The following is an 11,590-nucleotide window of genomic DNA, read 5'->3' on the forward strand; positions in this document are numbered from 1 at the left end:
ACGTTGATCTCATGAAAACTCCGTCTGACTTGAACTATTTAGATAGGTGATCAAGTAGCCACAGCGGAGCCGATGATTTGCCTGTTTTTGCGATCTCGTCGCAGAAGTCGCGTTGGGTGAACGCTGCAGGCGCGCGATTGGCCGGAATCGAGACCCACTGGACCGTCAAGCCGACTGCGTATTTCTCTGGTAGTACGACCAGATTCGCGTCGTCACGCTCGGCATAGCCAGCCACCGCTTTGCCCGGCTTGTCGCCGTCCACTGGCCAGGCACAGACCATGATGAAACGCGGCAACTGCTTTGCGTCCAGCGGTGGCTTGGCTGTCATGACCTTGCGACGAGCACCAGCGGGCACGAGTGTTGGCACGTATCGGGCATGCGTCAGGAGCATGACCAAGCCGCCCTCAAGGATGCCGAAAGACGCGGTACCGCCCGGCTTGCCAGGGTCTGGATCGTAAGCCACATGAGTTAGCAGTGTGTAGTTCTGCTTCGCACTCCTGCCGTGCCAGGCGAACCCCGTCAAGAATCCCGACGTCGCCTGTGCCTGTGCCTCTGCCGAATGCACATCCTGCGATGTGATTGCCAGCACCACAGTGACAATTGCCGATGTCCATAATCGAAAAAGGGAAGAACAGAAAGCGTTCATGGGTTGCCTTTATCGCTTGAATAACTTACCGGCAGACGATCGCGGTCGCCATGATCCCTTCAGTTAGCTTGTGAAAGACTTGTCGTTTGCAGCGGCCTCTGCATGCCGAGGCGCCTCAGTAGAGCGTGCCGTCTGCAGGCCGCAGCTTCATGACAAACCAATCAGCGTGGCCGGTACTCGGGTTCGGTGCACCGAACGTGCCTATGCTGTCCCCCACTACAAACAGGTCACCGGCCGGGTCGAGCGCGATGCCGAAGGCGTGGTCCCACAGGTTCATGATCCCGGCGGTGGACGGCAGCGATGAGCCAAACTGTCGAACCCAGGTGCGAGTCCCGTTGCCTTCATAGCGCGCGACGAACGGGTCATAGAAGCCCTTGGACGTCTCACCCGGCATGGCGCCATTGGTGTAGCCAGCGATAAATGCCACGCTGCCGGTTGCGTCGGTCGCAACACCAAAACCACGGTCGTCGAAGTGGGTAGGCCCACTGCTTGGCGACGACAGGTTATGTATCCACTGCAAACTACCGTTTCCGTCAAGCCGGGCGATGAATGCATCTGGCGTGCCGCAGCAGAAAATCGTCTGAGCCGGGAAGCCTGGCAGGTCGAAGTCGCTGTTGGTGCGTCCGGTGAGGTATATCGTGTTGCCGTCGCCAGCGACGGCGATCGCGTTGCTCTGGTCGTTTCCCATGCCTTTGAATCTCGAAAACCAGACCTGGTTGCCATTGCTGTCGTATTTCGCGGCGAATGCATCGCCGCTTCCGCCTGGAGTAGTCCCGGCATAGTTGAACGGGATGTAGCCCGTCATATAAGCGTTGCCCGCCGCGTCGACGGCGACACCGTTACTGGCATCCCGGTTGGCTCCGTCCCCGCCGGAACCCCACTGATGAATCCACTGACGACTCCCGTTGGTGTCAAACTTGGCGATGAAAAGTTCGCCGACTCCTGGTGGCTGCAGCGGCAGTCGTCCGTCCGACGCGCCGACGATGTAGGCGTTGCCGCTGCCATCGACCGCGATGGCTCGCGCCTGGTCCGTTCCCGTCGTACCGAGCAGATGCGCCCAGAGCCGATTGCCATTGCCGTCGAACTTGGCGATGAAGGCATCGCGCCCGCCCGCCTTCGTCTCGCCCGGGAGCGTATCGACGGTGTCGCCCGTGACGTAGACATTGCCGATGCTGTCAGTGGCCACACCATAGGCCGAATCGGTGGTGCCCAGTCCGCTTCGCAGGGTCAGAATCGAGCGGATCCATAGCAGATCGCCACTGGCACTGTACTTGGCGACGAACGGATCGGGCAGCCCGCTGCCGGTCGAGCCCGGCAGGACGCCTTCACTCTTGCCTGCGACAAAGACATTGCCGGATGCGTCGGTCGCTACCGCATAGGCGGTATCGCTTCCGGGTTTTGGCGCGCCGTCCTCACGGATGCCAGCCCAAGCAGCGCCAACGGGTCCAGCGGCCACGATTGTCCAGCTCAGAGCGCCTGGACTAAAAGCCACCGTCCGATCCTGCCGCAAAGTGATCGTGTCTTGTGGTGTGACGGTAACTCCCGCCGCCAGATTACCCAATTGAACGGTGCCATCGACAATGGTCGTGCCTGCTCCAACGCCTTTCAGGGTTGCGGTAACACCGCTGAGAGCTTGAGTTCCATTGTTCTTGACACTGATTTGAAAAACATAATCAAACACCGTCCTGCTAACGCGGGTCTCACTCAATTTTGTAATGCTTGTCAGGGTGACATCCGGCGCGGCCATGGTCGATGCTGTTGCGCTCTTCACCGAAACTGAGACAACATCCTTTAGTTCTTCACTGTCACCGCCGCCGCACGCAGCAAGGGCTAAAGAGAGACAGAGCGTGGCGACTCTATGCACCCAGCGGTCAAGGCGCGCTGGCGTAGCTGATGTAAGGGATTGCATTTTTCATCTCCTCAGGAATTTGACGCCAATTAACAGGCTCGCTGACTGCGGTTTGACGTAAAACGACTTCGAAAACCCAGTAGCAAAGCAAGCGCAAGACCGGCCAACGCCAGCGCGCTGGGTTCTGACACATCGGAAGTTGGCGGTACGACCGACGCTGCAGAGGTAAATCCAGTCTGCAGTGTTACGAATGTCGTGGGATCGACGATGTCAAACCGTTGTGCTCCCGGTGATCCCGTGCCCAGGAAATCAAATAAAACGGCGAATCCGCCCAATGAGGTTGCGGGGCTGATGCCATCGATCAACGCCAGCGCATCGAAAAAACCGTTTGACGGTATCCCGGAATCGGGCTGAATGACCAATGGATCCCAATCCTGAGGCGCTGCCGAAACAACGAGATTTTGATAGAGCGTTGAGTCAAAAAAAATAGTAAATTCCTCAACACGGGGCTCACCAAGGGCAACGGTGACCGAATAGGCATACATCCATTGGTTTCCTCCCACGGGGGATGGCGTAAAAGAAACAACTGCTGCTGACGCCCCGATGGGCAGGGCTGCGAGCCAAAGTAAAGAAAGTAAAGCGACCAAATACCCAACGATCTTCCGGAAAGCACCACTCAGCCGGAGTTCGTGGTGATTCGTTAGAGCTGTAAACCTAGTAGCTACGTTCGTAAAATTTTTCATGATTTTGGTCGCCTCATAAAAGAACACAACGCGCCATTGCCAAAGAATTTCGGGTGAAAAATTACCCTCACCCTCGCTGGATGATCAACTCCGCTGGGCTCAGTCGAATATTTATTGACAACGTGTGCTGATCAAGCAACAAACGTTCCACATTAAAATAAATCAATAAAATCAACGAGTTGAATGAACGCAACCACAAAAAAAGACTTTTCGGCAACCTGACTGTAAAAAATGCCGTCACTTTGGCTAGGGCTCGACTGAATTCTTGGCCGATGCCATTCGCAACCACCTCGCATGCTTTCAATCATTTCTAAATAACCCACCCAATCCAGTGCGATACCTATGCGCTGATACCATCCAACCCCATGCTTTCCCACTCCCCCGCGTTGTTCCAGTCAGGCCCCCTGCGCGGCTGGCTGTGTGTGGGCGGGGGCGCCGTGGTGCGTGAGATCTGGCCCTACAAGCCGGTCGCACATTCCTCAGCCCGGCGATAAACCTTCTTTCCCTCACATTTGCGCAGAACATCCATCGCCGGGCACCAGCCCAGCGCGATGGCGGCCGGTGGCTTTGTAGCGCACGCCGGGCCGCTCCTTCAGGAGATGCGTTCTCATGTACCCCCAAGACCTTGCTGGTGGCACCACGCCCATCTGCGCCTTATTCGCTTCGTGCGTCCAGTTTTTCGTAGCCGCCGCCGCGCTGCGCACGGAGTGATGGCCATGGAATTCACCAAGAAGTTTCTGCGGGCCAAGAGCCCGTGTGCGGACGGCTTTCGCTGGTTCAGCCGCCATGTGGCGGACGGCAGCGGCTACCAGGAGGCGCTGGACACGCTGGTCAATGCCGGGCGCGTAGAAGACGCCTGCTGGCTGCTGGGCCAGTTTGGCCCCACCAATGCAGTGCTGGCGGTGGATGCACTGGAGGCCGAGGCCATCGTGTTTGCCGGCACGGTGGAAGTGCGTGGCTCCATCGACGTGACCACAGTGATTCAGACCGGGCGGTCGATCCGCGCGGGCGGTGGCCTGCGGGCGGGGCGCGCCATCGTGGCGGGCGAGGACATCCGCGTGGCGGGCAGCATCATCAGCCAGGGCACGCTGCAGGCGGGCGGCGACGTGCGCGCAGACTGGGGCGTGGAGGTTGGGGGCAACATTACCTGCGCGGGCGACCTGCGCGCCGCCTGGGATGTGGTGTGCCACGGCAAGCTGTCGCTGAAAGGCGGCGCCTTTGTGGGGCAAGACTTCATCGTGGATGGTTTGGTGGAGTGCGGCAAGGGCCTGCGCGTGGGCGGCCACCTGACAGGGGCCGAGAGCCTGCGGGCAGGGCAGGGCATTGTGGTGGGCGGTGCCATTACCGGCGTGGCGCACCTGGAGGCGGGCTGGGGCATCAAGGCGGGCGAATGCATTCACACCCAGGGCGCCATCAAGGCCGGCGAAAGCCTGTGTGCGGGCGAAGACATCCGCGCGGGCCATGGCTACGGCGTGTATGCCGGACTCAATGTGCAGCAGGAAACCTGGGATTCCAGCGCGCAGGTGTGGTCACCGCAGTTGCCCGAGGGCTTGCGCAGCGGCGTGTGGCTGGGGGCCAGTCCCCTGAATCCCTGAAATCGAGAGGAGCAGACGTTCTGTGATACCCGACAAAATGTAAGTAATAATTTCAGCCTTATTGACCAGGATGGATTGAACATGTCCGACGTGAGCGATCTCAGCAAAGACGATGCGGTTTACCGAACCCTTCTGGAATCGACCAAGGCCATCCCGTGGAAGATTGATTGGGCTACCAAAAAGTTTGCCTACATCGGCCCCCAGATCGAAGCGCTGCTGGGCTGGAGCCCCGAAAGTTGGCTGACCGTAGAAGACTGGGCGACCCGCATGCACCCCGAGGACCGCGATTACGTGGTGAATTTCTGCGTAGCGCAATCCCAGGCCGGTATCGATCATGAAGCCGACTATCGGGCGTTGACCAAGGACAACGGCTACGTGTGGCTGCGTGATGTGGTGCATGTGGTGCGCAATGAAAACGGTGAACCCGACGCGCTGATTGGCTTCATGTTTGACATCAGCGAACGCAAAAAGACCGAAGAAAAGTTGCTCGTTCTGCAAAAAGAGCTGGAGGCGCTTTCATTCAAGGACGGGTTGACGAACATTGCCAACCGGCGCAGGTTGGATGCCAGTCTCGAAGTGGAATGGGAAAGCGCACGCAGCAACGGGCAGCCGCTGTCCATCCTCTTGTTCGACATCGATTTCTTCAAGCAATACAACGATCTTTACGGGCATGTGCGCGGCGACAAAGCCCTGATCGAGATTGCGCAAACGCTGAGCCTGGCGCTCGATGGTCCGCGCGACCTGGTTGCGCGTTTTGGCGGCGAAGAGTTTGTTGTGCTGTTGCCGCAAGCGGATGCCTCGGTGGCACTGAAAGTTGCCGAACGCTGCCAGCGGCTGATTCAAAAGCAAGCCATCACCCACGCGCAATCGCCGCTGGATCAGCGCATCACCGTCAGCATCGGCGTTGGCACCGTCACGCCAGGCGCCCACATGAAACCCTCCAGCTTCATCGAGGCCGTGGATCAGCAACTCTATGCGGCCAAGAAAAACGGCAGAAACCGGATCGAAACGGTTCAGGTGGCGGCTTGACCGCGCTGGCCCAGCCCATGCTGGGTGCGATGGGCGTGTGTCCCCCTCGGCGCATTGCGCATTGGTAGGGTTCTGATTGACCACCATGCCTCAACACCCGCCGGCAACGGCCGCCACGCCCCCTGTCCACACCGGTGCCTGGCAGGTGTTCTGGATTTTCTTGCGCCTGGGCCTCACGTCGTTTGGCGGTCCGGTGGCGCATCTGGGCTACTTTCGTGATGAGTTCGTGCAACGCCGCCAGTGGCTGACCGAGCACAGTTATGCCGACCTGGTGGCGCTGTGCCAATTTTTGCCTGGCCCCGCCAGCAGCCAGGTGGGCATGGCGCTGGGGCTGATGCGGGCGGGTATGCCGGGGGCGCTGGCCGCATGGCTGGGGTTCACGCTGCCGTCGGCGCTGGTGCTGGCCTTGTTCGGCCTGGGGCTGGCGGGCGGGCATGCCGTTTTGCCCGCAGGCGCCATCCATGGGCTCAAGGTGGTGGCGGTGGCCGTGGTGGCGCAGGCGGTGTGGGGCATGGCACGCAGCCTGTGCGTGGGGCGCGCGCGGGTCACGCTAATGGCGCTGGCCTGCTGCGCGGTGCTGCTGGTGCCCGGTGTGTGGGGCCAGGTGGGCGTGATGCTGGCAGCGGGCGTGGCTGGGTGGTGGCTGTTTGGGCGGGGCAGGGCGGCAACGCCAGAAACGGCCATCAACGTGCCGGATGGCCTGCTGGTGCCGCTGCACCGCCGCACGGGGGCCGCGCTGCTGGTGGTGTTTGCCGCCTTGCTGGTGCTGCTGCCGCTGGCCGTGCGCCTGTGGCCTGGTTCGCTGCTGGCCATGGTGGATGCGTTTTTCCGCGTGGGCGCACTGGTGTTTGGCGGCGGCCATGTGGTGCTGCCGCTGCTGCAGGCCGAGGTGGTGGGGCCGGGCTGGGTGTCGGCCGATGCGTTTTTGGCCGGCTATGGCGCCACGCAGGCGGTGCCGGGGCCGCTGTTCACGTTTGCGGCGTTTCTGGGCGCGTCCATGCAGGTCTGGCCGGGCGGCTGGCTGGGGGCGGTGGTGTGCCTGGTGGCGATTTTTGTGCCGTCATTTTTGCTGGTGGTCGGGGCCCTGCCGTTTTGGGCGCCCCTGCGGCGCAGCCCGCATGCGCAGGCGGTGCTGGGGGGCGTGAACGCGGCGGTGGTGGGGCTGCTGCTGGCGGCGCTCTACAACCCGGTGTGGACCAGCGCCATCCACAGCGGCGGTGATTTTGGCCTGGCGCTGGCCGCGTTTGTGGCGCTGGTGTTCTGGCGCGCGCCGCCCTGGGCGGTGGTGCTGGTCTGCGGTGTGGGCGGCGCCGTGTTGGCCGCGTGGTTGTGAATTTTGAGTCAAAATAGCCTCTAGCGCTTGATGGATAAGCGCTACCAGCTATCAAAACAATAGTTACGGCACACGCAGGGTGCCGGGCTGATCCCGTCGTTTTCAGCGCACCGCGCCCGCTACACCGTGAACTCTCCCGTCTTTGCGTCCCTGATCCCGGTCATTTTGTTCATTGCGCTGGGCTTTTTTGTGGGGCGGCGCGGCTGGATCCGGGCCACATCGGTCAAGGACTTGTCCAACCTGGTGTTCATGGTGCTCACGCCCGCGCTGCTGTTTCGCACCATGAGCACGGTGCGGGTGCAAGACCTCGACTTTGGCCCCGTGGCCGTTTACTTCGCCGCCGCCGGGCTGATCTTTGTCGCCACGCTGGGGGTGCTGGGTTTCAGCAGTCTGGCGGCAGCGCGGGGGCTGGCCAATACCTTCAGCAACACCATCATGATCGGCGTGCCGCTGGTGGGGCTGGTGTTTGGCCAGGCGGGGCTGGTGACGCTGTTCACGCTGATTTCGGTGCACTCGCTGATTTTGCTGACGGCCGCCACGGTGGTGTTCGAGCTGGCGCAGGCGCGCGAACGCGCCCGATCGGGCGAAGGCCCGCAGCATTCGATGCTGCGCACGGTGTTGCAGGCCATCGGCAGTGGCATCGTGCACCCGGTGCCGCTGCCCATCATTGTGGGCCTGCTGTTTGCCCAGACCGGGCTGGTGGTGCCCGAGGTGATTGGCAAGCCGCTGCAACTGCTGGGCCAGGCACTGGGGCCGCTGGCGCTGCTGCTGGTGGGGGTGACGTTGGCCTTCAGCACCGTGGGCACGCATTTCAAGGCCGCGCTGCGCATTGCGCTGGTCAAGAACATCGTGCACCCGCTGCTGCTGGGCGCATTGGGGTGGGCGTTGGGCCTGTCGGGGCTGTCGCTGGCCGTGATGGTGGCCACGGCGGCGCTGCCGGTGGGCGCCAATGTGTTCCTGTTCGCCCAGCGCTACGGGGTGGCGCAGGACGAGGTCACCGCCAGCATTGCCGTGTCCACCGCGCTGGCGCTGGTCACGGTGCCGGTGGCGCTGCTGCTGGCGGCCCGGCTGTGATGTGGTTCAGGGCGCCAGGCGCTCGCGCACCCAGGCGTCGCCTTCCTGGCGGTAGCGCAGTCGGTCGTGCAGGCGGCTTTTGCGGCCTTGCCAGAACTCCCATTGGTCGGGCTTCAGGCGGTAGCCACCCCAATGCGGCGGACGGGGCGGCTTGAGCATGAATTGCGCGCCATATTTGGCCGCGTTGGCCACCAGCACACCCCGGCCAGCGATCACCTGGCTTTGCGGGCTGGCCCAGGCGCCGATGCGCGAGTCCAGCGGGCGGCTGGCAAAGTAGTCGTCGCTTTCTTCGTCACTGACCTTTTCCACAAGGCCTTCGATGCGCACCACGCGTTCGAGCTCCACCCAGTGGAACTGCAGCGCCACATACGGGTTGCCGGCAATCTGGCGGCCCTTGCGGCTGTCGTAGTTGGTGAACCAGACGATGCCGCTCTCGTCATAACCCTTGATCAGCACCACGCGGGTGCTCGGGCGCAGGTCGCTGCCCACGGTGGCCACGGTCATGGCGTTGGGCTCGGGCACTTCGGATGCAATGGCTTCTTTCAGCCACTGGTCAAACTGCTGCAGGGGGGCGGCGTGCGAGGCGTCTTCGTTGAGTTCGGCGCGCTCGTAGCTCTTGCGAAGGTCGGCAATGGAAGTGGTCATTGGCACGATTGTGCACGCCCATGTGCAGGCAGGCGGCCCAGCCGATGCACCAAGTAACCTTCTGCGAGCGCAGGGATGCACAAAAGGCGTAATGTGCCATGCTGGCTGAATGCGCGCCCCTGCGTGCACCCCATGAATTACCTCTTTCCCCCAGGGGAACCCACGATGCCCACCCTCAATATCAACGGCAAAGACACGGCTGTGGACGCCGATGAATCCACCCCCATCCTCTGGGCCTTGCGCGACACGTTGGGCATGACTGGCACCAAGTTTGGCTGCGGCCAGGCCTTGTGCGGCGCCTGCACGGTGCACCTGAACGGCGCGCCGGTGCGCTCGTGCATCACGCCCATCTCGGCGGCGGCGGGCCAGAAGATCACCACCATCGAGGCCGTGGCCCAGGACAAGGTGGGCCAGGCCGTGCACGCAGCCTGGGTGAAGCACGATGTGGCGCAGTGCGGCTACTGCCAAAGCGGCCAGATCATGAGCGCCACCGCGCTGCTCAAAGGCCAAAAGAAGCCCACCGACGCCGACATTGACGCCGCCATGGCGGGCAACGTGTGCCGCTGCGGCACCTATGTGCGCATCCGCGCCGCCATCCACGACGCTGCCAAAACCCTGGCTTGAAGGAGAAAACCATGCACTTCGATTCCAACGCCCTGCACGGTCAGGCACACCGCTTCATGCCAAAACACCTTCAAGCGCTTATGGAGAAAGCGCAAGGCGCTACTGATTCAGGAGCGTTCGATGCGCCAGACGGCGTGGCACGCCGCACCTTTCTCAAGCTGTCGGCAGCGTCGGGCTTTGCGCTGGGCGCGTTTCCACTGGTGGCTGGCGCGCAGAGCGCTGCGGCAACCACTGCGCCCGCAGGTCTCAAGCCGTTTGAGCAGCCCTCGGCCTTTGTGCGCGTTGACGCCGATGGCACGGTCACCGTCACCATCAACCGGCTGGAGTTTGGCCAGGGCGTGCAAACCGGCCTGCCCATGATCCTGGCCGAAGAGCTGGATGCCGACTGGAGCAAGGTGCGCAGCGTGCACGGCGATGCCACGCCGGCCTATGTCGATCCTGCGTTTGGCATGCACCTCACCGGTGGCTCCAACTCCATCAAAAACTCCTACACCCAATACCGCGAGCTGGGCGCCCGCACCCGCGCCATGCTGGTGGCGGCGGCTGCCGCGCAGTGGGGCGTGGACGCATCGGCGCTGCGCACCAGCAAGGGCTTCGTCGTCGGCCCCGGTGGCAAAAAGCTGGGCTACGGCGCGCTGGCCGAAGCCGCCATGAAGCAGCCCGTTCCCGAAAAGGTCACGCTCAAGGACCCCAAGCAGTTCCGGCTGATCGGCAAGCCCACGGGCCGGCTCGATGCCAAGGCCAAGTCAAGCGGCCAGCAGGCCTTTGGCATTGACGTGCGCCTGCCCGGCATGCTGACGGCTGTAGTGGCGCACCCGCCGGTGTTCGGCGCCAAGCTGAAGTCGCTGGATGACAGTGCCGCCAAAGCCATCAAGGGCGTGAAAGCCGTGCTGCGCGTGCCCACCGACCGGGGCGGCGAGGGCGTCGCCATCGTGGCCGACGGCTACTGGCCTGCCAAGCAGGGGCGTGATGCGCTCAAGGTGGAATGGGACACCAGCGCGGTCTCCAAGCCCGACTCCACCGCGCTGCTGGCGCAGTTCCGCGAGCTGGCCGCCAAGCCCGGCAACGTGGCCATGCAGGCCGACATGGCGCCGCTGGCGGGCGCTGCCCACAAGATCAGCGCCGAGTTCGTGTTCCCTTATCTGGCGCACGCGCCCATGGAGCCGCTGAACTGCACCGTCAAACTCGATGGTGACCAGGCCGAGCTGTGGGTGGGCACCCAGATGCCGGGCTTGGACGCCATGGCCGCCGCCAAGACGCTGGGCTTGCAGCCGCAGAACGTGAAGGTACACGTCCAGATGGCCGGTGGTGGCTTTGGCCGCCGCGCCATTCCCACCAGCGACTATGTGGTGGAGGCCTGCGGCGTGGCCAAGGCGGCGCGCACGGCGGGCATCAACGCCCCGGTGCGCACGCTGTGGAGCCGCGAGGACGATATCAAGGGCGGCTACTACCGCCCCATGCATGTGCACCGTGCCGAGATCGGCTTTGACGCACAGGGCAAAATCCTGGCGTGGGACCACACCATCGTCGGCCAGTCCATCACCAAGGGCTCGCCGTTCGAGGCCTTCATGGTCAAGAACGGCATCGACGCCACGACCACCGAGGGCATGAAGGAGCCCTACGACGTGCCCATGAAGCTGTCGGTGCACCACCCTGATGTGAATGTGCCCGTGCTGTGGTGGCGCAGCGTGGGCTCCACCCACACGGCCTACGCCATGGAGACCTTGATCGACGAAGTGGCCCGCACCACGAAACAAGACCCGGTGGCCTACCGCCTGGCCCTGATAGGCGACAAGCACCCGCGCCACAAGGCCGCCCTGCAACTGGCCGTGGCCCAGTCGGGCTACGGCAAGAAGAAGCTGGCCGCAGGCCGCGCCTGGGGCGTGGCGGTGCACGAGTCGTTCGAGTCGGTGGTGGCCTATGTGGTCGAGGCGTCCGTCAAAGACGGCACGCCCAAGCTGCACAGCGTGACAGCCGGCGTGCACTGCAACCTGGCGGTCAACCCGAAAAGTGAGGTTGCCCCTGAAAAGTGGAGTTCTTAACCCTTGTTGA

Annotated in this window: 10 protein-coding genes; 6 read left to right on the plus strand and 4 right to left on the minus strand. The window is 62.8% G+C overall.

Features of this window, described 5'->3' with window-relative positions; genetic code table 11:
- Positions 1 to 34 precede the first annotated feature (34 nt).
- The 3 genes from J8G26_RS15725 to J8G26_RS15735 form a co-directional block, all read right to left on the minus strand.
- Positions 35 to 646 (minus strand): hypothetical protein, encoded by a 612-nt coding sequence (locus J8G26_RS15725; RefSeq protein WP_210570057.1) that lies wholly within the window; start codon positions 644 to 646, stop codon positions 35 to 37.
- 115 nt (positions 647 to 761) lie between these two features.
- A complete protein-coding gene (locus tag J8G26_RS15730) occupies positions 762 to 2,555 on the minus strand; it encodes an SBBP repeat-containing protein (protein WP_210570058.1) in 1,794 nt (597 codons plus the stop codon).
- A 29-nt stretch (positions 2,556 to 2,584) separates the two neighbouring features.
- Positions 2,585 to 3,238 (minus strand): hypothetical protein, encoded by a 654-nt coding sequence (locus J8G26_RS15735; RefSeq protein WP_210570059.1) that lies wholly within the window; start codon positions 3,236 to 3,238, stop codon positions 2,585 to 2,587.
- A gap of 716 nt (positions 3,239 to 3,954) precedes the next feature.
- Here J8G26_RS15735 and J8G26_RS15740 point away from each other — a divergent pair.
- From J8G26_RS15740 to J8G26_RS15755, 4 genes are all read left to right on the plus strand, one after another.
- On the plus strand, positions 3,955 to 4,833 hold the full coding sequence (locus tag J8G26_RS15740; RefSeq protein ID WP_210570060.1) for a hypothetical protein: 879 nt from the start codon (positions 3,955 to 3,957) through the stop codon (positions 4,831 to 4,833).
- Positions 4,834 to 4,914: 81 nt separating this feature from the next.
- Positions 4,915 to 5,862 (plus strand): sensor domain-containing diguanylate cyclase, encoded by a 948-nt coding sequence (locus tag J8G26_RS15745; protein ID WP_210570062.1) that lies wholly within the window; start codon positions 4,915 to 4,917, stop codon positions 5,860 to 5,862.
- Positions 5,863 to 5,947: 85 nt separating this feature from the next.
- Complete coding sequence (gene chrA, locus J8G26_RS15750; RefSeq protein ID WP_210570064.1) at positions 5,948 to 7,195, plus strand: chromate efflux transporter; 1,248 nt, start codon at positions 5,948 to 5,950, stop codon at positions 7,193 to 7,195.
- Between the two features lie 126 nt (positions 7,196 to 7,321).
- Positions 7,322 to 8,269, plus strand: coding sequence for an AEC family transporter (locus tag J8G26_RS15755; protein WP_087745858.1), 948 nt, complete (start codon positions 7,322 to 7,324; stop codon positions 8,267 to 8,269).
- A 6-nt stretch (positions 8,270 to 8,275) separates the two neighbouring features.
- Here the strand turns inward: J8G26_RS15755 and pdxH are convergent, their stop codons facing one another.
- Complete coding sequence (pdxH, locus tag J8G26_RS15760) at positions 8,276 to 8,914, minus strand: pyridoxamine 5'-phosphate oxidase (protein ID WP_087745856.1); 639 nt, start codon at positions 8,912 to 8,914, stop codon at positions 8,276 to 8,278.
- 165 nt (positions 8,915 to 9,079) lie between these two features.
- Between pdxH and J8G26_RS15765 the strand changes: the two genes are divergently transcribed.
- Positions 9,080 to 9,538: a (2Fe-2S)-binding protein gene (locus tag J8G26_RS15765; protein WP_087745854.1), complete on the plus strand. Its 459-nt coding sequence runs from the start codon at positions 9,080 to 9,082 to the stop codon at positions 9,536 to 9,538.
- Positions 9,539 to 9,549: 11 nt separating this feature from the next.
- A complete protein-coding gene (locus tag J8G26_RS15770) occupies positions 9,550 to 11,580 on the plus strand; it encodes a molybdopterin cofactor-binding domain-containing protein (protein WP_246881432.1) in 2,031 nt (676 codons plus the stop codon).
- Positions 11,581 to 11,590: the final 10 nt, after the last annotated feature.

Source organism: Acidovorax sp. JG5, from assembly GCF_017939685.1.
In the GTDB taxonomy this organism is placed as follows: domain Bacteria; phylum Pseudomonadota; class Gammaproteobacteria; order Burkholderiales; family Burkholderiaceae_C; genus Acidovorax.